A 19,717-nucleotide genomic window follows, 5' to 3' on the forward strand; every position below is an offset into this window, starting at 1 on the left:
GGGGCGGGGTCAGGGTGGTCGGGTCCAGCGCCCGGTCCGGGCGCACAGCATCCGGAGGTACCCGTGAAGCGCAGCGTCCTCGCGTCGATAGCCCTGGCGGGAGCAGGTGCGGGCGCCGGAGCCGCCGTCGCCCGGCGCTTCCGCGCCGGGGCGGAAGCCGGCGCCGGCGCGCTGCGCTGGCACGTCGTCACCGTGCTGCGCGCCCCCGAGGAGGTCCTCGTCGACGGCACGCCCCCGCAGCCGCTCGCCGATCTCGGCGACGCCGTGGAGGTGCGGGTGCAGCCCGCCCCCGGCGACCGCGGCACGGAGCTCGCCGTCCGGATGCGGCCGAGCGCGCCACCGCCGCGCGACGGGCAGGACCCCCGCCGCGTGCTGCGCACCGCGCTGCGCGAGTCGAAGCAACTGCTGGAGGCGGGCTCGGTGCTCCGCGTCGACCCCCGTCCCGCCGGGAGGCGGAAGGCCACACCCACGGGGGCCCTGCTCGACGCCGTCGTCCGCCGCGCACCGGGGGAGGGGGCGCTGTGAGGGCGCTGTGCTGGAACGGGGTCAACGACCTGCGCGTGGAGACCGTGCCGGACCCGCAGATCCTCAACGACCACGACGTCATCCTCAGGATCCGCCTCAGCACCGCCTGCGGCTCCGACCTGCACCTGGTCGGGGGCTACGTCCCCTTCGCGCGCTCCGGTGACGTCCTCGGGCACGAGTTCCTCGGCGAGGTCGTCGAGGTGGGCAGCGCCGTGCGCCGGCACCGGGTCGGCGACCGCGTCGTCGTGAACTCCTTCATCGCCTGCGGGAGCTGCTGGTACTGCACGCAGCAGGAGTACACCCTCTGCGACAACAGCAACCCCAACCCCGGCATCACCGAGACGACCTGGGGACAGTCGATCGGCGGCTGCTTCGGGTACACCCACGCCACCGGCGGCTTCGCCGGCAGCCACGCCGAGTACGTCCGGGTGCCCTTCGCCGACGTCGGCGCCTTCCCCGTCCCCGAGGGCCTCTCCGACACCGCCGCGCTGTTCGCCTCCGACGCGGCCCCCACCGGCTGGATGGGCGCGGAGCTGGGCGGCGTGCGGCCCGGTGACGTGGTGGCCGTCTGGGGCGCCGGCGGCGTGGGCCAGATGGCCGCGCGCGCCGCGATCCTCCTCGGCGCGGAACGCGTGGTCGTCATCGACCGGCTGCCGGAGCGCCTCGGGCAGGCCCGTGACCGCATCGGCGCCGACGTGCTCGACTACACCGCCACCGACGTGGTGGGGGAGCTGCGCGAGCTCAGCGGCGGGCGCGGTCCCGACGTCTGCATCGAGGCCGTCGGCATGGAGGCCCACACCCCGGGCCTGCAGCACGCCTACGACAAGGTCAAGCAGCAGCTGTTCCTGCAGACCGACCGCCCCTCGGCCGTGCGGGAGGCGGTGATGGCCTGCCGCAAGGGCGGCAGCGTGTTCGTCCTCGGGGTCTTCGCCGCGCTGGTCGACAAGTTCCCCCTCGGGGCCGTGATGAACAAGGGCCTCACCCTGCGCGGTGCGCAGCAGCACGGGCAGCGCTGGACGCCGATGCTGCTGGAGCGGATCGCGGCGGGGGAGCTGCCGACCGAGCACCTGGCCACCCACGTCATGCCGCTGGAGCAGGCGCCGGAGGGTTTCCGCCTCTTCAAGGAGAAGGAGGACGGCTGCGTGCGGGCCGTGTTCGACCCCTCCCGCTAGGAGTGGACCCGGCCGGGGCGGGGGGCCGAGTGGCCCTCCTCACCCCTCGTCCCGCCGCGCCGGGTCCGTGGGAGTCCTAGACTCGCTCGTGAAGGAATTCACGAACTGCCCGCGGACGGGCGCCCGGACGGAGGACGTCGTGCAGGCTGCAGCGCCGGCGGAGCTGCTGGACGCGGGAACCCGCGCCGACGCGCACGGCGGGCGCGACGCGGACGTCGTCGTCGTGGGCGCCGGCCCGGCCGGCAGCGCCTTCGCCGCCCACCTGGCCGCCACCGGCCGACGCGTCGTGGTCTGCGAGAAGACCGCCTTCCCCCGCGAGAAGGTCTGCGGTGACGGGCTCACCCCCCGGGCCGTGCGCGAGCTCGACCTGCTCGGCGTCCCCACCCCCCGGGAAGAGGGCTGGATGCCGAACCGGGGGCTGCGCCTCGTCGGCGGGGGCCTGCGGATGCAGGTGCCGTGGCCGGAGCTGTCCGCCTTCCCCGGCCACGGCCTCGTCCACACCCGGATGGGCTTCGACGCCGCCCTCGCCGCCCACGCCCGCCGCGCCGGTGCCGTCGTCTGCGAGCGCACCGCCGTCACCGCGCCCGTCCTCGACGAGCGCACCGGTCACGTCGTGGGCGTGCGCGTGCGCGAGGTCGACGCCGAGGGCCGCCGCGCCGGGGAGGAGCGGGTGCTGCGCGCCCCCGTGGTGGTCGCCGCCGACGGCGTCTCCGGGCGGATGGCGCTCGCCCTCGGGCTGCGCAAGCGGGAGGACCGCCCCCTCGGCATCGCCGTGCGCACCTACTTCCGCAGCCCCCGCTCCGACGACGACTGGATGGAGAGCTGGCTGGAGCTGCGCGAGAGCGGCAGCGCCGACCTCCTGCCCGGCTACGGCTGGGTCTTCGGCGTGGGCGACGGCAGCAGCAACGTCGGCCTGGGCGTGCTGGACTCCACCGCCGGCACCGGCCGCATCGACTACCGGGACCTGCTGCGCCGCTGGCTGAGCAGCATGCCGCCGGAGTGGGGCTTCACCCCGGAGCAGCAGGTGGGGCCCATCCGCGGCGCCGCCCTGCCGATGGCGTTCAACCGCACCCCGCACTACAGCCGCGGCCTCGTCCTGGTCGGCGACTGCGGCGGCATGGTCAACCCGTTCAACGGGGAGGGCATCGCCTATGCGATGCAGTCGGGGCGGCTGGCCGCGCAGGTCGTGGACGCCGCGCTGGACGCCCGCGACGAGCGCTCCCGCGAGCGCGTGCTGCACACCTACCCCGAGGCGGTTCGCGCCGAACTGGGCGGGTACTACACCCTGGGACGTGTGTTCGTGTCCCTCATCGGCCATCCGGAGGTCATGCGCGTGGCGACCCGCTACGGCCTACCCCGCCCCGGCCTCATGCGGCTCGTCGTGAAGCTGCTCGCCAACCTCGGCGAGCCCCGCGGCGGCGACGCCTCCGACCGGGTGATCGCCGCCCTGACGCGTCTGGCGCCGTCCGCATGAGCCGGCCGCTGCTGTCCAACGAGCCCGTCGCGGCCGCTCCCGGCGGGCTGCCCACTTCCGACGCGGGCCTGGAGCCCTCGCTGCGCCGCGGCCTGGAGGAGGTGGAGGCGCGCCTGCGGGAGGCGGTGACGAGCACCGACGCCCTCGCCGACTCCGCCTCCCGCCACCTCGTGGAGGCGGGCGGCAAGCGGGTCCGGCCGATGCTGACGCTGCTGGGCGCGCACCTGGGCGACCCCGCCGACCCCCGGGTGGTGGAGGCGGCCGTCGTCGTGGAGCTGACGCACCTGGCGTCGCTGTACCACGACGACGTCATGGACTCCGCGCCCACGCGGCGCGGGGCGCCCGCCGCGCACCAGGTGTGGGGCAACAACGTCGCCATCCTCACCGGGGACCTGCTCTTCGCCCGCGCCTCCAACCTCGTCGCCGGCCTGGGGCCCGAGGCGGTGCGCATCCAGGCCACCACGTTCGAGCGGCTCTGCCTCGGGCAGCTGCACGAGACGGTCGGGCCGGGCCCCGAGGAGGACCCGGTGGCGCACTACCTGGGGGTGCTCTCGGACAAGACGGCCTCCCTCATCGCCACCGCCGGCCGCTTCGGCGCCATGTTCGGCGGCTGCGACGACGCCACGGTGGAGGTGATGATCCGCTACGGCGAGGACGTCGGGGTGGCCTTCCAGCTCGCCGACGACGTCCTCGACCTGACCAGCGACGTCGGGGAGTCCGGCAAGCGGCCGGGCACCGACCTGCGCGAGGGGGTGCCCACCCTGCCGGTGCTGCTGGCGCGGCGGGCCGCCGCCGACGGCGACGCGAGGGCGAGGGCCGTCGTGGACCTCCTCGACTCGGGCCGCCTCGACGACGACGAGGTCCTCGCCGAGGCGGTGGCGCTGCTGCGGGCGCACCCGGTCACCGAGGCGGCGCGGGCGACGGCGCGGGAGTGGGCCGAGCGGGCCCAGCGCGCCCTCGTGCCGCTTCCGCAGGGCCCGGCGGCGCAGGCGCTGGCGACCTACGCGGCCTCGGTCGCCGACCGCGTCGGCTGACGGGCGTCCCCGCCCCGCAGGTCCGCCCGCGGCGCGGGACGCCCCGTCACAGGGGCGGGGGCAGCGGGTGGCCCTCCTCCGCGGCGCGCTCACCGGGGGAGAGGGCGAGCACGACGGCGGAGACGAGCACCCCGGTCACCCCGAGGGTCGCCGTCAGCTCCCAGCCCGGCCGCACGTCGTCGCCCAGCAGGTGCAGGCCGGCCAGCGCCGAGGCGACGACCTCCATGCCCCACAGCAGCGCAGCGGCCTTGCCGATGCCCCCGTGGTGCATCGCGGCGGCGTAGGCGCGGATGCCGAGCACGCCGGCGACGACCACCGTCCACGCCAGCGGTTCGGTGAGCAGCTGCACCAGGTCCAGGGGCGGGTCGTGGGAGCCGGGTGGGCCCTCACCGCCGGGCAGGTGCGGCGGGCCGGGGGCGTGGATGGCGCGGGCGGCCACGGCCGCGCAGGAGAAGGACAGCCCGGCCAGCGCCGCGAACGCCCACCCGGGCAGGGCGCGCCCGCGGGGGCGGCGCTCCACCAGCCCGGCCGTGACGTAGGTCAGCAGGAGCGCGGCCACGACCGCCAGCAGCCCCGCGGTGGCGTGCGGGCCGAGGGCGGTGGCGCGCGACTCCTGCCCGGCGCCGCCCACGGCCGCGAGCGAGCACACCATGACGACGATGGCCACGGTGTCCACCCGGCGCAGCCGCGCCCCGAGGAACAGCCGTGCCAGCACCACCGTGAGGGCGAGGGAGCCGGCGAGGATGGACTGCACGGTGAACAGGGGCAGGCGGCGCAGCGCCATCAGCGACAGCAGCCACGCCGTGCCGTCGCCCAGCAGCGCCAGCAGGTACCAGGGGGAGCGGGCCAGGGCGGCGGCGCCGATGCCGCTGCGGCGCACCGCCAGGGCCTGCAGGACGGCGGCGAGTGCGTATCCGGTGGAGGCGCCCAGCGCCGCCAGCAGGGCCGTCGTCACGCACTCTCCCGTCGGTTCCGGGCGCCGCCACCGCGGTGGCGCCCTGTCGCGCAGGGAACCTATCGAGGTCCGGCGCCCGGTGCCGCGCCACGGGGCCGGTGCCGGGCCGGGGTGGCGGGGCTGCCGCCGGGGTCGGCAGGCGCCCCGGCCGCCGCCCGGCGTCGCTCAGCGGCCGAAGACCCAGACCTTCAGCAGCAGGAAGTGCAGGATCCCGGCGCCCGCGTTGGCCACGACCAGCACGACGCTGCGCACGGCGGTGTCGGTGGTGCCCGCGGCGGCCAGCAGCGCGATGCAGGCGCTGGTGAGGGCCATCGACAGCAGGCAGGTGAACAGCCCCTGGAGGTGGTGGCGCCCGACGTCGTCGTTGCCGTGGACGCCGAAGCTCAGGCTGCGGTTCCAGGCCGTGTTCGCCACCGAGGTGATGAGCACCGACAGGATGTTGGCCGGGTAGCTGCCGAGGTAGGGCTCCAGCGCGAACAGCAGCACGAGGTAGGCGCCGGTCGTGACGGCCCCCACGAAGACGAAGCCCGCCGACTCGCGCACCAGCTGCGCCAGGGAGCGCCGGCGCACGGCGCGCTCCACCGCCCTGCTGCGGTGCGCCCCCGTGGGCGTGGGGCCGGTCGTGGCGGTCATGGCGCGAGCCTCCGGGGACGAGGGGCCGGCGTCCTGGTCGCCGAGGTCACGTCTTCATGTTCCCCCGTCGGGGCCGGATCGACACCTGGAGCGGGGGCGTGTCGGACAGGTCACCCGATCGGGTCAGCCGGGCAGGTGGCGGGCCAGCACGTCGACCGCGGCGGGCACCTGGTCCTCGCCGAGGGCGCCGAAGCTGAGCCGGAGGTAGGGGGCGGGGGCCTCGCGGGCGAAGTAGCCGCGCCCGTCGCCCACCAGGACGCCGGCCTCGCGGGTGGCGCGGGTGACGGCCGTGGAGTCGCTGCCCGCGGGCAGGCGCACCCACAGGTGCAGGCCGCCGCGCGGCGGTGGGGCCGGGGACAGCTGCGGCAGCGCCGCCCGCAGGCCGGCGTGCAGGACGTCGCGGCGCCGCTCGAGCGCGGTGCGCAGCCGCTTGAGGTGCCGGCTCCACTCCGGCGAGGCCAGCAGCTCGGCGGCGGTCTCCTGCAGGGGCCGCGCCACGAAGAGGTCGTCGGCGACCCGGGCGCTGCGCAGCCGCTCCAGGGCGGGCCCGCGGGCGACGAGGGCCCCGATGCGCAGGCTGGGGGAGGCGGGCTTGGACAACGACGTGATGTGGACGACGTGCCCGTCGGGGTCGTCGGCGACGAGGGGGCGCGGTGCCTGGCCGTCGAGGGAGAGGTGGCGGGCCCAGTCGTCCTCCAGCACGAAGGCGTTGCGGCGGGCGGCCACCTGCAGGATCTCGGCGCGCCGCTGGGGGGAGGTGACGGTGCCCGTGGGGTTGGCGTAGGTGGGCTGCAGGTAGGCGAGGGCGGCGCCGGTGCGGGCGAAGAGGTCGTCGAGGAGGTCGGTCCGCACGCCGTCGGCGTCGGTGGGGACGGGGACGGGGGTCATGCCGGCGGCCTGGGCGGCGGCGATCGCGCCGGGGTAGGTGGGGTCCTCCACGAGGAGGGGCGCGCCGGGGGTGCCGACGGTGCGCAGCACCACGGCCAGCGCGGCCTGGCCGCCGGGGACGACGAGCACGTCGGCGGGGTCGACGCCGACGGGGGCGGCGAGGACGCGGCGCAGCTCCGGGATGCCTGCGGTGGGGGCGGTGTCCCAGACCCCGCCGCGGCGGCTGGTGCGCGCGAAGGCGGCCTGCAGGGCCTGGCGGGGCTGCAGCTCGGGGGCGAGGTAGCCCCAGGACAGGGGGACGGCGCCGGGTGCGTTGCCGGGGTCGAGGGGGGCGGTGATGGCGGCGTCGATGCGGGGGGCGCTGAGCGCCACGGCCTGCCAGGACAGGTCGGGCTCGCGCCGTTCGCGGCGGGGCAGGACGAACGTGCCGCGGCCCGGGTCGGTGCGGACGAGGCCCGCGGCCGCCAGCTGCGCGAGGGCGCGGCCGACCGTGACGGGGCTGGCGGCGAACTCCGCGCAGAGCACGCGGGTGGGTGGCAGCAGGTGCCCGGGCGGGGCGGTGTGGATGCGCTGTCGGAGCTCGTCGGCAACCTCGGCGGCTCTGCTACCGTCGTTCATGAAGAAACAGAGTAGTGGTACTCGCTTTGGGGGAGTCGCGGTACTGCGTGACGCGTCGCTGTCCGCCGTGGTCGCGGGGGTGGTCGCCGTCGTCGTCTCCTACGCCGGCCCCTTCGCCCTCGTGGTCGAGGCCGCGCAGCGGGCGGGGCTCGACGCGGCGCACACCGCCTCCTGGGTGTGGGCGCTGGCGCTCGGCAGCGGCGTGTCCGGCGTCCTGCTCAGCCTGTTCACCCGCACCCCCGTGGTGGTGGCCTTCTCCACGCCCGGCGCCGCCCTCCTGCTCGGGGTGCTCGGCGGGTACCGGTTCTCCGACGCCGTCGGTGCCTTCCTCCTCGCCAGCCTCCTCGCCGCCGTCCTCGGCTTCACCGGCTGGTTCGGGCGGGTCCTGGCCGCGCTGCCGCAGCCCCTGCTCACGGCGCTGCTCGCCGGGGCCCTGCTGCCCTTCGTCATCCGCGCGGCCGGCGCCGTCGCCACCGCGCCGCTGATCGCCGGCTCCACGGTCGGGGCCTTCCTGCTGGGCCGGCGCCTCGCCGAGCGCTACGCCGTGCCCCTCGCCCTGCTCGCGGGCGCCTCGGCGGCCGCCCTCACGGGGGGCTTCGCCGGCCTCTCGCTCGACCTCTCCCCGACGCGGCCGGTGTGGACGACGCCGACGCTCGACCCCTCGGCCCTGCTGGCCATCGGCCTGCCGCTGCTCCTGGTGACGATGGCCTCGCAGAACGCCCCCGGTCTCGCGGTGCTGCGCTCCAGCGGGTACGCACCCGACGACCGGCTGCTCGTCGGCTCGGTGTCGGCCGTCTCGGCGGTGCTGACCCCCTTCGGCGGCCACGCCACGAACCTCGCCGCCCTGTCCGCGGCGATCTGCACCGGCCCCGACGCCCACCCCGATCCCGGCCGCCGCTACGTCGCGGGTCTCGTCTGCGGGGTGGGCAACCTGCTCGTCGCGCTGTTCAGCACCGGCCTGGTCTCCGTCTTCGCCGCCCTGCCCGCCGAGCTCGTCGCGGCGCTGGCCGGCACGGCGCTGCTCGCCCCGCTCCTGGCGGCGCTGCGCTCCTCGATGGAGGCCGACGGGCCCACGGGCACCGCGGCGCTCGTGACGCTCGTCGTGACCGCCTCCGGCCTGACGGCGGCCGGCGTGGGCAGCGCCTTCTGGGGGCTGCTGACGGGCACCTGCGTGTGGCTGGTGCTGACCGCCGGGCGCGGTGCCTCCGGGGCTCGGGTCAGCGGTTCCCGGCGGCGTCGGCGCGCAGGTCCAGCCGCACCTGCTCCGCGGGACCCGTCCGGGGCGCCGGTAGCGGGATGACCGGTCCGGCCGCGGCCGGGGCGGCGGAGCCGAGCTCGCCCCGCTCGTGCTGCAGGAGCAGGGTGGTGAGGCGGCTGCGCCAGTCGGTGCCCACGGACGGGTCCCCGGCCAGCCGCGTCAGCTCCTGCACCAGCAGGTCCCCGTCCCGCGGTCCGGCCCCGTCCCCGTCCCGGGCCGTGCGCCGCAGGGCACCGGCGACGGCGCGCCGGGCGTCGGCCAGGGTCCGGCGCAGCGGGGAGCGAGCGGGGCGGCACCGCCGGCAGGGCGCCGGCCCCGCAGGACCTGCCGCGTCCGGCTGGTCCCCGCAGCGGCACTGGTCAGCGGCCATGACCCCTCCGTCCCCGTGCTGCCGTCCGGATCCGCGACCGCGGTGCCCGGACCGGCACGGCACGGCCACCGTACGACCGGGATCGCCCGCCCCGGGGCCGAACGGGGGGATCCGCGCGGGGGGCCGCCTCCGGGGGGTGGGCGCTCAGCGCTTCGCCTTCGACGGCTGCACCCGCTTCGGCTCGCCCGGCATCTTCGGGTAGTTCGGCGGGTAGGGCAGGTCGCCGAGCCCGCCGGCCTCGTCCCGCTCGGCGAGCTCAAGCAGCGGCTCCAGGCCGTGCGCGGCCCAGGGCCCCGCCCACGGGTCGCCCACCGCCGCCAGGCGCGCGGGAACCGTCGAGATCGTCAGGTCGTCCGGGTCGACGTCCACCAGCTCCTCCCACGTCACCGGGGTGGACACGGTGGCGCGGGGGGTGCGGCGCAGCGAGTACGCGCTCGCGATCGTGCGGTCGCGGGCGTTCTGGTTGTAGTCGACGAAGATCTGCGCGCCCCGCTCCTCCTTCCACCACGCCGTCGTCACGAGGTTCCCGGCGCGCCGCTCCACCTCCCGTGCCAGCGCGATGGCCGCGCGGCGCAGCTCCGTGAACGTCCACCGCGGCTCGATGCGCACGAACACGTGGAGGCCGCGCCCGCCGCTGGTCTTGGGGTGGCCCGCGTAGCCCAGCTCCTCCAGCAGCGGGCGCAGGTGCTCCAGGGCGACGGTGCGGGCCTCATCGAAGCCCGTGCCCGGCTGCGGGTCGAGGTCGATGCGCAGCTCGTCGGGGGAGTCCACGTCGGGGCAGCGGGCGTGCCACGGGTGGAAGGTGATGCAGGACTGCTGGGCCGCCCACACCAGCGCCGCGGTGGAGTCCGGGCGCAGGGCCTCGGCGCTGCGCCCGGAGGGGAACGTGACCCGGCAGGTCCGGACGAACTCGGGGGCGTGGGCGGGGATCCGCTTCTGGTAGACCTCCTCGCCCTCGATCCCGTCGGGGAAGCGCTGCAGGTAGGTGGGGCGGTCGCGCACGGCGGCGAGCAGCGTGGGCGCCACGGCCCGGTAGTACTCCAGCACCGCGCGCTTCGTCCCCGCCTCGCCGAGGGCGGCGAAATACTGCTTGTCCGGGCTCGTCACGCGCACCGCGACGCCGTCGACGTCGATCTCCTCCGCGGCCGACCTCGCCATCTCAGCCCTCCTGCCCGGTGCCCGCGCCCCGCGGCGCCGCGCCCGAGAGCACGTCGGCCAGGTCGTAGTCGGCCGGGGCGTCGAGCTGGTCGCGCGTGCACTGGGCCGGCTCCTTGTCCGGGCGCCAGCGCAGGAACTGCACCGCGTGCCGGAACCGCTGGCCCTCCATCTGGTCGTAACGGACCTCGGCGACCAGCTCCGGGCGCAGCGGGACCCAGGAGTCGTCCTCCCGCCGCTGCCAGCGGTTCGGCTCGCCCGCCGTGGTGACGTCCGCGCCCACCCGCAGCTCCTGGAACTGCTCCAGCAGCTCCCTGCGCCGGGCGGTGGTGAAGGCGGACGCGCCGCCCACCATGTGCAGCTCCCCGTCGTCGTGGAGGCCCAGCAGCATCGAGCCGATCCCGTCGTCGATGCTCTTGTGGGGCCGGTAGCCCATCACGACGCACTCGGCGGTGCGGGAGTGCTTCACCTTCGTCATCGTGCGCTCGCCGGGGGAGTACGGGCCTGCGAGCGGCTTGGCGACCACCCCGTCCAGGCCCGCGCCCTCGAAGCGGGTGAACCACTCGATCGCGCGGTCGCGGTCGGTGGTGGCGCTGGTCACCGAGAAGGTGGCCCCGGCTCCGGCCAGCGCCCCCACCAGCCGTGCCCGGCGCTGTGCGAACGGGGCGGCGGTCAGGTCCTCCTCGCCGCACGCGAGCAGGTCGAAGGCGACGAAGCGCGCCGGCGTCTGCTCGGAGAGCATCGCGATCCGGCTGGCGGCGGGGTGGATCCGCTGCGACAGCGCGTCCCAGTCCAGGCGCCGCCCGTCCGCCGCCGGCACGAACAGCTCCCCGTCCACGACGACCCGCGGCGGCAGCTCAGCCAGCGCCGCCGCGACGACCTCGGGGAAGTAGCGGGTCAGGGGCTTGGAGCCGCGCGAGCCCAGCACCACCTCGTCGCCGTCGCGGAAGACCAGGCAGCGGAAGCCGTCCCACTTCGGCTCGTAGGACCAGCCCGGCGCCTCGGCCGGCTGCTCCGGCAGGGCCTTCGCGGCGCGGGCGAGCATCGGCGTGACGGGTGGCTGCACGGGCAGGTCCATGGCCGCATGCTGCCCCAGCCCCCCGACACGGGCATCCGCTCGGGGCGGCGGCGGTCGTGTCGGAGCCGTGCCGCATGCTGTGCCGCCTCGGAACGGGGAGGGCGGGGTGGTCGTGGGAACGGCGGCGGTGGGAGCGGTGCGCTTCGAGCTGGAGCGGGAGGACCTCTTCGAGGGGGCGGAGCTGGACTCCTCCCTGTGGATCCCGCACTACCTGCCCCAGTGGAGCAGCCGGGAGGCGTCCCGTGCCCGCTACGTCCTCGGCGACGGCACGCTGCGCCTGTGCATCGAGGAGGACCAGCAGCCCTGGTGCCCCGAGTTCGACGGGCAGCTGCGGGTCTCCAACCTGCAGACGGGCGTGCTCGCCGGGCCCCTCGGCAGCCGCGAGGGGCAGCACCGGTTCAACCCCGACGTCGTGGTCCGCGAGGCCCAGGCGCCGCGGCTGCTCTACACCCCGCACTACGGCCGCTTCGAGCTGCGTGCGAAGGCGCTCGCCGACCCCCGCTGCATGGTCGCGCTCTGGATGATCGGCGTCGAGGACGTGTCGGAGCACTCCGCGGAGATCTGCGTGATGGAGGTCTTCGGCCGCGACGTCGAGCCGCACCGCGCCCGGGTGGGGATGGGCGTCCACCCCTTCGGGGACCCCCGGATCAGCGACGAGTTCGAGGCGGTGCCCCTCGACCTCGACGCGCGGGAGTTCCACACCTACGCCGTGGACTGGCTGCCGGGCCGGGTGGAGTTCGCCGTGGACGGCCGGCCCGTCAAGGTCGTGCACCAGGCGCCGGACTACCCCATGCAGTTCATGCTCGACGTCTTCGAGTTCCGCGACCAGCCCGCCGGCGACGAGCCGCACCCGTACCCGAAGGAGTTCGTCGTGGACTCCTTCCGCGGCTACCGCCCCGTGGGGGTGCGCTGAGGCGCGGCGCTCAACCCCGCCGCCCGCTCCAACCGCGCAGCGACCTCCCGCAGGCGCGCCCGCAGCTCCGGCGGCTCCACGACGGTGAACTCCACCCCGAGGCTGCCCAGGGCCATCACGGCCCAGCCCTCGTCGTCGGCCTGCATCCGCACCCGGCACGCCGGGCCCGCCTCCCCGGCCACGTCCTCCGCCTCCGCCCACCGGCCGATGCGCTGCCGGACGACGGCGGCCGGGGCGCGGACGACGGCCTCCACCTCGATCGGGCGGGCGAGCGCCGCGATGCCGGCGCGGACGAACGCGGCGGCGTCCGCGGCGGGCGGCTGCCGCGGGGCGAAGCGGGCCCCCGTCCCGCGGGGCGCCTCCACCCGGTCGAGGCGGAAGCTGCGCCAGTCGTGGCGCTCGAGGTCGTACGCCACGAGGTACCAGCGCCGCCCCAGCGGCACGAGCCGGTGCGGCTCGACGTGGCGGGCGCCGCTGCGGCCGTCGGCGGTGACGTAGTCGAAGCGCAGCCGCTCGGCGTCGCGGCAGGCCACCGCCACCGCCGTCAGCGGCCCGACCGGCAGTGGTTCCGCTGCCTGCTGCCATGGCGCCGAGACGGTGGCCGCGCGCAGGGCCTCCACCTGCCGCCGCAGCCGGGCGGGCATCACCTGCACGACCTTGGACAGGGCCCGCAGGGACGCCTCCGCGGTGCCGGCCACGGGGGCCTGGGCGGCGGACTGCAGGCCCACGGCCAGCGCCACGGCCTCCTCGTCGTCGAGGACGAGCGGGGGCAGGGCGGCGCCGGGGGCCAGCTGGTAGCCGCCGTCCACCCCGCGCTGCGCCTCGACGGGGTAGCCGAGCTCCCGCAGCCGGTCCATGTCGCGGCGCAGGGTCCGCACCGACACCCCGAGGCGCTCGGCCAGCTCCGCCCCGGGCCACCAGCGCCGCCCCTGGAGCAGGGACAGCAGGCGCAGGGTGCGGGAGCCGGTGTCGCCCATGCCGGAAGTCTGCCCGGAATTGAGGACAGGAACTGGCACCTGTCGTTCCTAGCCTCGTCCCATCAGGCCAGCGAGGAAAGGATCCGATCATGAGCGTCGAGACCACGGCCGTCGAGACCACGAGCGCCCTCACCGGCGAGCGGGCGGAGCTGCTGCAGAGCCTGCGGACCGCCCGGCACTTCCTGCGCCACACCGTCCGCGACCTCACCGACGAGCAGGCGCGGGAGCGGACCACCGTGAGCGAGCTGCACCTCGGCGGGCTCATCAAGCACGTCGGCGGCACCGAGGCGGTCTGGGCCCGGTTCGTCCAGGTGGGCCCCTCCGCGTTCCCCGACGGGGCCGACGCCGACGAGGAGGCGGCCGCCTGGGCGGACGAGCACGTCATGGGCGCGCAGGAGACCCTCGCCGGGCTGCTGGAGCGCTACGAGGAGGTGGCAGCGCGCACCGACGAGCTGGTGGCGAGCCTGCCCAGCCTGGACGTCGCCCACCCGCTGCCGGAGGCGCCGTGGTTCGAGCCGGGCGCGCGCTGGTCGGCGCGGCGGGTGCTGCTGCACGTCATCGCCGAGACCGCCCAGCACGCCGGGCACGCCGACATCATCCGCGAGTCCCTCGACGGCGCGAGGACGATGGGCTGAGCCCCCGCACGCGGTCCGTCCGCTCTCCGCTCCGGCGGGACGGCCGGGAGCGGGTGGACCGTGCGCGAGGGCCGGCGGTCAGATCGAGCAGCCGTCCGGGCCGCAGGCTCCTGCCGCGGTGTCGGCCCCGACGACGGTGAGCGGCCGGCTCTCCTCCCACGCCCGCTGCAGCACCGCGAGCAGGTGCTCCGCGGGCTGGGCGCCCGAGACGCCGTACCTGCGGTCCACGACGAAGAACGGCACCCCGCGCACGCCCAGGGCGGCGGCCTCGGCCTCCTCCGCGCGCACCTCGGCCAGGTGGCGGTCCTCGGCCAGGGCGGCGCGCACCTCCTCCCGGTCGAGACCCGCCTCGGCCGCCAGGTCCACGAGCACGTCGCGCACGCCCACGGCCGCACCCTCCGTGAAGTACGCCCGCAGCAGGCGCTCCTTCACCGCGTCCTGCAGTCCGTGCCCGGCAGCGAGCAGGATCACCTGGTGGGCGTCGGCGGTGTTGGCGCGCACCGCCCTCTCGAAGTGGAAGTCGAGGCCCTCCTCGGCGGCGGCCGCGGTCATGGAGTCCAGCATCTGCCGGGCCTGCTCCACGCTCGTGCCGTACTTGGCGGCGAGGCGCCGGGCGTAGTCGTCACCGCCGGCGGAGGCGTCCGCGGACTCCGCAGAGGGGTCCAGCTCGAACGCCTTCCACTCCACCTCGACGTCGTCGCGGTGCTCGAAGCGCGCCAGCGCGGCCTCGAAGCGGCGCTTGCCGATGTAGCACCAGGGGCAGACGACGTCGGACCAGATCTCGACCTTCACAGCACTCCTCCCGAAGATGTCCTGCCTTCAACAACTTCGGGGGAGCCGGTGCTGTTCCGGGCTACTCCACGACCGGCTCGACGGGCCGCACCGCCGCCTGCGACATCCCCCGCCCCTGCCGGGAACCCCGCACGGTGTCCACCGTCAGCACCACGAGCGCCACCCACACCAGGCCGAAGCCCGCCCAGCGGGCCGCCGGCATCGTCTCCCCGAGCAGCAGCCCGCACACGAACTGCAGCACCGGCGCGCCGTACTGCAGCAGCCCGATGGTCGTCAGCGGAACCCGCCGCGCCGCCACGGCGAACAGCAGCAGCGGCACCGCGGTCACCAGGCCGGTGGCCGCCAGCAGTGCGCCGTGCCCGGCGCCGTGGCCGGTGAAGGTGGCCTGCCCGCTCGCGCCGAGCACCGCGAGGGTCACCGCGGCGGGCAGGAAGAGCAGCATGGTCTCCACGCTGAGGCTGGAGAGGGCGTCCACGCCCCCGCCGCGGCGGCCCACCCGGTTCTTCACGAGGCCGTAGACGGCGAAGGAGAACGCCAGGACGAGCGCGATCCACGGCAGCCGCCCGTGGGCGACGGTGAGCACCACCACCGCCACCGCCCCCGTGCCCACCGCCGCCCACTGCCACGGCCGCAGCCGCTCGCCCAGCAGCAGCACGCCGAAGAGGACGGTGACGAGGGGGTTGATGAAGTAGCCCAGCGACGCCTCGAGGACGTGGCCGATGTGGACGGCGTAGATGTAGACGCCCCAGTTGACGGCGATGACGACCGCCGCCACCGCCAGCAGCGCCAGCTGGGCGGGGTTGCGCAGCACCCGCAGCAGCACCGGCCAGCCGCGCAGCAGCGTCACCACCACCGCGCAGACGGCCAGGGACCACACGACGCGGTGGGCGAGGACCTCGATCGGGCCGGCGGGCTGCAGGAGGACGAAGAAGAGCGGGAAGACCCCCCAGAGCGCGTACGCACCGGCGCCCGCGAGGACACCGGTGCGATCGCCGAGGGCGGTGACGCGCGAAGGCGCGGAGGCGGCTCCCGAAGGAGCGCCCCCGCGCCTCACCACCGCTCCGCAGCGGTGCGGCTCACGCCACGGACCAGGTGTCGTTCCCCGCCAGCAGCGCCTCGAGGTCCGCGTCGGTGGCGGGACCACCGGCCTTCTCCTGCGCCGCTGCCACCTGCTCGCGGGCCAGGTCGTCGTAGGTGGGCCGGGCCACGGAGCGGAACACGCCCATCGGCACGCTGCCCATGCCCGGCTCGGACAGCCGCGCGAGGGCGAACGCCTGCGACGGGTCGGTCGCCGCGACGTCGTGGACGAGCGGCTCGCGCCCGCCCAGCTCGGCCTCGGGCACCATCTCCACGCCGCCGCCCGCCGCGCGCACCGCCACCCGGTCGCCGCTGCGGATGACCTCGCCGTCGACGAGGCGCACGATGCGGGCCTCGGCCTGCTCGCGGTCCTTGAGCACGTCGAACGCGCCGTCGTTGAAGATCGGGCAGTTCTGGAAGATCTCCACCAGGGCCGCGCCGCGGTGCTCCGCCGCCGCCCGCAGCACGGAGGTGAGCTGCTTGCGGTCGGAGTCGGTGGTCCGCGCCACGAAGGTCGCCTCCGCACCCAGGGCCAGCGACACCGGGTCGAAGGGGGCGTCCACGCTGCCCGCCGGGGTCGACTTGGTGACCTTGCCGATCTCCGAGGTGGGGGAGTACTGCCCCTTCGTGAGGCCGTAGATCCGGTTGTTGAACAGCAGGATCGTCAGGTTCACGTTGCGGCGCAGCGCGTGGATGAGGTGGTTGCCGCCGATGGAGAGGGAGTCCCCGTCGCCGGTCACGATCCACACGGACAGGTCGGGCCGGGAGGTCGCCAGCCCCGTCGCGATCGTCGGGGCGCGCCCGTGGATGGAGTGCATCCCGTAGGACTCGAGGTAGTACGGGAAGCGGGAGGCGCAGCCGATCCCGGAGATGCAGACGATGTTCTCCCGGCGGATGCCCAGCTCCGGGAGGAAGCCCTGCACGGCGGCGAGGATCGCGTAGTCGCCGCAGCCCGGGCACCAGCGCACCTCCGAGGCGGAGGTGAAGTCCTTCTTCTTCAGCGCCACGCCCTCGTCGAGGTGCGGCACGTCGCGCAGGCCCTCGGTGGACCCGCGGTAGGTGGGGATCTGCAGGGGGATGGAGGTCACCGGCCCGCTCCCGTCAGGTCGTCGGTGGTGTCCGCGCTCAGGTCGCGGAGGGTCTGGTCGGTGGGCTCGTCGGACGGCCCGCCGAGGTGGGCGGAGATGACCTCGGCCAGCTCGGAGGAGGTGAACGGCAGGCCGCGCACCCGGTTGTAGCCGATGACGTCCACCAGGTACTGGGCGCGCAGCAGCATCCGCAGCTGCCCCAGGTTCATCTCGGGGACGACCACGCGCCTGTAGGAGCGCAGGACCTGCCCGAGGTTGGCGGGGAAGGGGTTGACGTGGCGCAGGTGCGCGGTGGCCACCCGCTGGCCGCCCGCCCGCACCGCGCGGGCCGCCGCGGCGATGGGGCCGTACGTGGAGCCCCAGCCCAGCACCAGCACGTCGGCGCGCTCGCCGGTGGCGGCACCGGGGTCGTCGACCTCCACGTCGGGGACGTCCACGCCGTCCACCTTGGCCTGCCGGAGCAGCACCATCTTCTCGTGGTTGTCGGGGTCGTAGGAGATCTCCCCGCTGCCGTCGGCCTTCTCCAGGCCGCCGATGCGGTGCTCCAGCCCCGGCGTGCCCGGCACCGCCCAGGGGCGGGCCAGGGTCTCGGGGTCGCGCAGGTAGGGCCGGAAGACGGGGGTGCCGTCCTCGGCGGTCGCGTTGGGCTGGGTGGTGAACTCCACCGTCAGGTCCGGCAGCGAGGACACCGCCGGCAGCAGCCACGGCTCGGAGCCGTTGGCGAGGTAGCCGTCGGAGAGCAGCATCACGGGCGTGCGGTACTTCAGCGCGATCCGGCAGGCCTCCACCGCGGCGTCGAAGCAGTCGGCGGGGGAGCGGGGCGCGACGACGGGCAGGGGCGCCTCGCCGTTGCGCCCGTACATCGCCTGCAGCAGGTCCGCCTGCTCGGTCTTGGTGGGCAGGCCGGTCGAGGGACCGCCGCGCTGCACGTCGATGATCACCAGCGGCAGCTCCAGCATGACGGCCAGGCCGATGGTCTCCGCCTTCAGCGCGAGACCGGGGCCGGAGGTCGTCGTGACGCCGAGCGCGCCGCCGTACGAGGCGCCCAGGGCGGCGCCGATGCCGGCGATCTCGTCCTCGGCCTGGATGGTGGTGACGCCGAAGCGCTTCATGCCCGACAGCGCGTGCAGGATGTCGGAGGCCGGGGTGATCGGGTACGACCCCAGCACCAGCGGCAGGCCGGCGCGGTGCGCGGCGGCCACCAGCCCGTAGGCGGTGGCGGTGTTGCCGGTGACGTTGCGGTACGTGCCCGTGGGGGCCGGCGCGGGGGCGATCTCGTAGGTGACCGCGAAGCCCTCGACCGTCTCGCCGTAGTTGTACCCGGCGCGGAAGGCCGCGAGGTTGGCCTCCAGGATCTGCGGGCGCTTGCCGAACTTCGTCCGCAGGAAGCGCTCGGTGCCCTCGGTGGGCCGGTTGTACAGCCACGAGACGAGCCCGAGGGCGTACATGTTCTTGCTGCGCTCGGCGTCCTTGCGGGTCAGGCCGAACTCGGCCAGCGCCTCCACGGTGCGCGAGGTCAGCGGCAGGGCGTGCAGCTGGTAGGCCTCCAGGCTGCCGTCCTCCAGCGGGTTGGCGTCGTAGCCGACCCGGGCGAGGTTGCGCTTGGTGAACTCGTCGGAGTCCACGATGAGCGTGCCGCCGCGGCGCACGTCGCCCAGGTTGGAGCGCAGCGCCGCCGGGTTCATGGCCACGAGCACGTCCGGGTGGTCGCCGGGCGTCATGACGTCGTGGTCGGCGAAGTGCAGCTGGAAGCTCGACACCCCCAGCACGGTCCCGGCAGGGGCGCGGATCTCCGCGGGGAAGTTGGGCAGCGTGGCGAGGTCGTTGCCCAGCGCGGCGGTCTCCGCGGTGAAGCGGTCGCCGGTGAGCTGCATGCCGTCGCCGGAGTCACCAGCGAAGCGGATGACGACGCGGTCGACGCGCTGGACCTGCTTGACGCTCATGAGGGGTGTGGCCGTCCTTCACTCGGGGCTTCCGCAACTGTAAGGCGAGGCTGCCCCCGATCCTTCCCGCTGCGGGCCCTCCTGAGACCGGGGTCTCACTCTGTGAGCGCACAAGCCGTCCTTGTGGGCTCGCCGCGGCGCGGCCCGGGCGGAACCGGGCGGGGACGGCGTGCGTTGCGGGAGTGCCGGTGCCGGGTAACGCTGCGGGCGGGACGCGTGGGCGCCCCGTCGGGAGGGAGCAGGTCCATGGGGCACCGCCACCACAACGGCCTGAAGACCGCCGCGCTCTTCGGCGCCATCTGGGGGGTGCTGCTGCTCGTCGGCTACCTCCTCGCCGCCTCCCTGCGCATCCCGGGCCTGGTCCTCGTCTTCGCCCTCCTCGGTCTCGGCAGCACCCTCTACGGCTACTGGTACAGCGACAAGATCGCCCTGCGCGCCATGCGGGCGCGGCCGGTCTCAGAGGCGGAGCAGCCGGCCATGCACCGCATCGTGCGGGAGCTGTCCACGGCGGCCCACCAGCCGATGCCCCGGCTGTACGTGTCCCCGACGATGGCCCCGAACGCCTTCGCCACCGGCCGCGACCCGGCCAACGCCGCGGTCTGCTGCACCGAGGGCATCCTGCAGATGCTCGACGAGCGGGAGCTGCGCGGGGTCCTGGGCCACGAGCTGATGCACGTCTACAACCGCGACATCCTCACCTCCTCCGTGGCCGCCGCGCTGGCCGGCCTCATCACGTCGATCGCCCAGTTCGGGATGCTCTTCGGCGCGATGGGCGGGCGCGACCACTCCGGCCGCTCCAACCCGCTGGCGGTGCTCCTGCTGTCCCTGATGGCGCCGTTGGCCGCGAGCCTCGTCCGGCTCGCCATCAGCCGCACCCGCGAGTACGACGCGGACGAGGACGGCGCCCGCCTCACCGGGGATCCGCTGGCGCTGGCCTCCGCCCTGCACAAGCTCGAGATGGGCACGCGCGCCCTGCCGCTGCCGCCGGAGCGGGAGCTCGTCAACGCCAGCCACATGATGATCGCCAACCCCTTCCGCGGGCAGGGCGTGGCGAGGCTGTTCGCCACGCACCCACCGATGGCGGAGCGCATCGCCCGCCTGGAGGCGCTGGCCGGCTACCGCCGCTGAGGAC

General features: G+C 75.6%; 19 protein-coding genes. 8 read left to right on the forward strand and 11 right to left on the reverse strand.

The features are described 5' to 3' along the window. The first annotated feature begins 63 nt into the window (after nt 1–63). The 4 genes from CLV92_RS04910 to CLV92_RS04925 all read left to right on the forward strand — a co-directional run bounded on the left by CLV92_RS04910 (nt 64) and on the right by CLV92_RS04925 (nt 4,205). A complete protein-coding gene (locus tag CLV92_RS04910) occupies nt 64–525 on the forward strand; it encodes a hypothetical protein (RefSeq protein WP_104431707.1) in 462 nt (153 codons plus the stop codon). Then, nucleotides 522–1,697: a zinc-dependent alcohol dehydrogenase gene (locus CLV92_RS04915; protein WP_104431708.1), complete on the forward strand. Its 1,176-nt coding sequence runs from the start codon at nt 522–524 to the stop codon at nt 1,695–1,697. Before CLV92_RS04910 ends, CLV92_RS04915 begins: the two co-directional genes overlap by 4 nt. A gap of 163 nt (nt 1,698–1,860) precedes the next feature. After that, nucleotides 1,861–3,171 carry a geranylgeranyl reductase family protein gene (locus CLV92_RS04920; RefSeq protein WP_104431969.1) on the forward strand — a complete coding sequence of 437 codons (1,311 nt, stop codon included), beginning with the start codon at nt 1,861–1,863 and terminating at the stop codon, nt 3,169–3,171. Continuing rightward, the gene (locus tag CLV92_RS04925) at nt 3,168–4,205 is read left to right on the forward strand and encodes a polyprenyl synthetase family protein (protein WP_104431709.1); all 1,038 of its coding nucleotides are present in this window, start codon (nt 3,168–3,170) and stop codon (nt 4,203–4,205) included. The genes CLV92_RS04920 and CLV92_RS04925 overlap by 4 nt, the downstream gene beginning before the upstream one ends. A 46-nt stretch (nt 4,206–4,251) precedes the next feature. On the opposite strand, the gene CLV92_RS04930 is transcribed toward CLV92_RS04925, so the two are convergent. The 3 genes from CLV92_RS04930 to CLV92_RS04940 all read right to left on the reverse strand — a co-directional run bounded on the left by CLV92_RS04930 (nt 4,252) and on the right by CLV92_RS04940 (nt 7,299). Next, nucleotides 4,252–5,160 (reverse strand): hypothetical protein, encoded by a 909-nt coding sequence (locus CLV92_RS04930; protein WP_104431710.1) that lies wholly within the window; start codon nt 5,158–5,160, stop codon nt 4,252–4,254. A gap of 165 nt (nt 5,161–5,325) precedes the next feature. After that, nucleotides 5,326–5,793: a GtrA family protein gene (locus tag CLV92_RS04935; protein WP_104431711.1), complete on the reverse strand. Its 468-nt coding sequence runs from the start codon at nt 5,791–5,793 to the stop codon at nt 5,326–5,328. A 123-nt stretch (nt 5,794–5,916) separates the two neighbouring features. Further along, nucleotides 5,917–7,299, reverse strand: a complete 1,383-nt coding sequence (locus CLV92_RS04940; RefSeq protein WP_104431712.1) for an aminotransferase-like domain-containing protein — start codon at nt 7,297–7,299, stop codon at nt 5,917–5,919. On the opposite strand from CLV92_RS04940, the gene CLV92_RS04945 reads away from it, so the two are divergent. Further along, nucleotides 7,298–8,599 carry a benzoate/H(+) symporter BenE family transporter gene (locus CLV92_RS04945; protein WP_104431713.1) on the forward strand — a complete coding sequence of 434 codons (1,302 nt, stop codon included), beginning with the start codon at nt 7,298–7,300 and terminating at the stop codon, nt 8,597–8,599. The genes CLV92_RS04940 and CLV92_RS04945 overlap by 2 nt on opposite strands. On the opposite strand, the gene CLV92_RS04950 is transcribed toward CLV92_RS04945, so the two are convergent. The 3 genes from CLV92_RS04950 to CLV92_RS04960 all read right to left on the reverse strand — a co-directional run bounded on the left by CLV92_RS04950 (nt 8,517) and on the right by CLV92_RS04960 (nt 11,160). After that, on the reverse strand, nt 8,517–8,927 hold the full coding sequence (locus CLV92_RS04950) for a hypothetical protein (RefSeq protein ID WP_104431714.1): 411 nt from the start codon (nt 8,925–8,927) through the stop codon (nt 8,517–8,519). The two genes, CLV92_RS04945 and CLV92_RS04950, sit on opposite strands and share 83 nt — an antisense overlap. A gap of 144 nt (nt 8,928–9,071) precedes the next feature. Continuing rightward, nucleotides 9,072–10,085, reverse strand: coding sequence for a non-homologous end-joining DNA ligase (gene ligD, locus CLV92_RS04955; RefSeq protein WP_104431715.1), 1,014 nt, complete (start codon nt 10,083–10,085; stop codon nt 9,072–9,074). Between the two features lies 1 nt (nt 10,086). Next, complete coding sequence (locus tag CLV92_RS04960) at nt 10,087–11,160, reverse strand: ATP-dependent DNA ligase (RefSeq protein WP_104431716.1); 1,074 nt, start codon at nt 11,158–11,160, stop codon at nt 10,087–10,089. A 106-nt stretch (nt 11,161–11,266) separates the two neighbouring features. On the opposite strand from CLV92_RS04960, the gene CLV92_RS04965 reads away from it, so the two are divergent. After that, a complete protein-coding gene (locus CLV92_RS04965; protein WP_211290880.1) occupies nt 11,267–12,073 on the forward strand; it encodes a glycoside hydrolase family 16 protein in 807 nt (268 codons plus the stop codon). On the opposite strand, the gene CLV92_RS04970 is transcribed toward CLV92_RS04965, so the two are convergent. Continuing rightward, nucleotides 12,049–13,050, reverse strand: a complete 1,002-nt coding sequence (locus CLV92_RS04970; protein WP_104431718.1) for a helix-turn-helix transcriptional regulator — start codon at nt 13,048–13,050, stop codon at nt 12,049–12,051. The two genes, CLV92_RS04965 and CLV92_RS04970, sit on opposite strands and share 25 nt — an antisense overlap. Before the next feature lie 89 nt (nt 13,051–13,139). Between CLV92_RS04970 and CLV92_RS04975 the strand changes: the two genes are divergently transcribed. Continuing rightward, nucleotides 13,140–13,685 carry a DinB family protein gene (locus tag CLV92_RS04975; RefSeq protein ID WP_104431719.1) on the forward strand — a complete coding sequence of 182 codons (546 nt, stop codon included), beginning with the start codon at nt 13,140–13,142 and terminating at the stop codon, nt 13,683–13,685. A gap of 78 nt (nt 13,686–13,763) precedes the next feature. Here the strand turns inward: CLV92_RS04975 and CLV92_RS04980 are convergent, their stop codons facing one another. The 4 genes from CLV92_RS04980 to CLV92_RS04995 all read right to left on the reverse strand — a co-directional run bounded on the left by CLV92_RS04980 (nt 13,764) and on the right by CLV92_RS04995 (nt 18,585). After that, nucleotides 13,764–14,477 (reverse strand): DsbA family oxidoreductase, encoded by a 714-nt coding sequence (locus CLV92_RS04980; RefSeq protein ID WP_104431720.1) that lies wholly within the window; start codon nt 14,475–14,477, stop codon nt 13,764–13,766. A gap of 61 nt (nt 14,478–14,538) precedes the next feature. Beyond that, nucleotides 14,539–15,531: an EamA family transporter RarD gene (gene rarD / locus CLV92_RS04985; RefSeq protein ID WP_104431721.1), complete on the reverse strand. Its 993-nt coding sequence runs from the start codon at nt 15,529–15,531 to the stop codon at nt 14,539–14,541. A gap of 22 nt (nt 15,532–15,553) precedes the next feature. Continuing rightward, entirely contained in the window at nt 15,554–16,642 is a 1,089-nt protein-coding gene (locus tag CLV92_RS04990; RefSeq protein ID WP_170112720.1) for a 2-oxoacid:ferredoxin oxidoreductase subunit beta, read from the reverse strand. Further along, nucleotides 16,639–18,585, reverse strand: coding sequence for a 2-oxoacid:acceptor oxidoreductase subunit alpha (locus CLV92_RS04995; protein ID WP_104431722.1), 1,947 nt, complete (start codon nt 18,583–18,585; stop codon nt 16,639–16,641). Before CLV92_RS04995 ends, CLV92_RS04990 begins: the two co-directional genes overlap by 4 nt. Before the next feature lie 246 nt (nt 18,586–18,831). Between CLV92_RS04995 and htpX the strand changes: the two genes are divergently transcribed. Then, entirely contained in the window at nt 18,832–19,713 is an 882-nt protein-coding gene (gene htpX, locus CLV92_RS05000) for a zinc metalloprotease HtpX (RefSeq protein WP_104431723.1), read from the forward strand. The last annotated feature ends 4 nt before the right edge of the window (nt 19,714–19,717 follow it).

The organism is Kineococcus xinjiangensis (assembly GCF_002934625.1).
Classification (GTDB): domain Bacteria; phylum Actinomycetota; class Actinomycetes; order Actinomycetales; family Kineococcaceae; genus Kineococcus_A; species Kineococcus_A xinjiangensis.

Coding starts and splice junctions, on each gene's coding strand:
- ligD (WP_104431715.1), bottom strand. CDS start 10,085: ATGGCGAGGTCGGCCGCGGAGGAGATCGACGTCGACGGCGTCGCGGTG.
- CLV92_RS04960 (WP_104431716.1), bottom strand. CDS start 11,160: ATGGACCTGCCCGTGCAGCCACCCGTCACGCCGATGCTCGCCCGCGCC.
- CLV92_RS04975 (WP_104431719.1), top strand. CDS start 13,140: ATGAGCGTCGAGACCACGGCCGTCGAGACCACGAGCGCCCTCACCGGC.
- CLV92_RS04995 (WP_104431722.1), bottom strand. CDS start 18,585: ATGAGCGTCAAGCAGGTCCAGCGCGTCGACCGCGTCGTCATCCGCTTC.
- CLV92_RS04950 (WP_104431714.1), bottom strand. CDS start 8,927: ATGGCCGCTGACCAGTGCCGCTGCGGGGACCAGCCGGACGCGGCAGGT.
- CLV92_RS04940 (WP_104431712.1), bottom strand. CDS start 7,299: ATGAACGACGGTAGCAGAGCCGCCGAGGTTGCCGACGAGCTCCGACAG.
- CLV92_RS04970 (WP_104431718.1), bottom strand. CDS start 13,050: ATGGGCGACACCGGCTCCCGCACCCTGCGCCTGCTGTCCCTGCTCCAG.
- htpX (WP_104431723.1), top strand. CDS start 18,832: ATGGGGCACCGCCACCACAACGGCCTGAAGACCGCCGCGCTCTTCGGC.
- CLV92_RS04925 (WP_104431709.1), top strand. CDS start 3,168: ATGAGCCGGCCGCTGCTGTCCAACGAGCCCGTCGCGGCCGCTCCCGGC.
- CLV92_RS04945 (WP_104431713.1), top strand. CDS start 7,298: ATGAAGAAACAGAGTAGTGGTACTCGCTTTGGGGGAGTCGCGGTACTG.
- CLV92_RS04935 (WP_104431711.1), bottom strand. CDS start 5,793: ATGACCGCCACGACCGGCCCCACGCCCACGGGGGCGCACCGCAGCAGG.